The organism is Vibrio sp. D173a (genome assembly GCF_030248475.1).
Map to the genome: position 1 here is coordinate 1 of NZ_JAHGAH010001606.1, position 551 is coordinate 551.

The window sequence follows — 551 nt, forward strand, 5'->3', positions numbered from 1 at the left end:
GAACGGTCAGCAAGACAGGCTACTTACTTGAGGTCTCATCACTAAAACCCAATGAGCTAGATAAGTCAGATGAGCCTTCAATTGGCACAGAAAACGCAAGCCAGAATGCAGATTTTGAGACTCAATCGCAACCTACTCAATCACAGCAGTCTGAACAAACACCAGAACAATCCGCGACATCGAGTGTAAATCCAAAAACAGTGGTCTTAAAAGGGCAATCTCGTGGTTATCTCAATGTTGGATTTTTTGTGGCAGTCGCACTGTGCCTAGCGGTGGTGGCATTTAACTTGTATCGAACTTTTGACTCTTCATTACCTTATTTCGTCGACAAATCCAATTATACATACAGCCAAGTGGATGGCAGCAACCATCACTATCTACATGTGGTGAGAGAGGATCGTTACTCCATTGAAGAGTTAAAACTTGTACTCGCGACGCTGTTGCCAAAGCCATGCCAATTGAGTGTCTTCATGCGTATCTACCCATCGGCTGATTCTCCGGATGACGATGCCTTGAGCCTGTTCATACTTAATGGGAGTGGGCATTCGTTT

At 44.6% G+C, this 551-nt stretch carries 1 pseudogene; it reads left to right on the plus strand.

The annotated features are described in order from the left end of the window. Positions 1 to 551, plus strand: a pseudogene (locus KIV40_RS35080) (hypothetical protein); the annotation flags it as partial.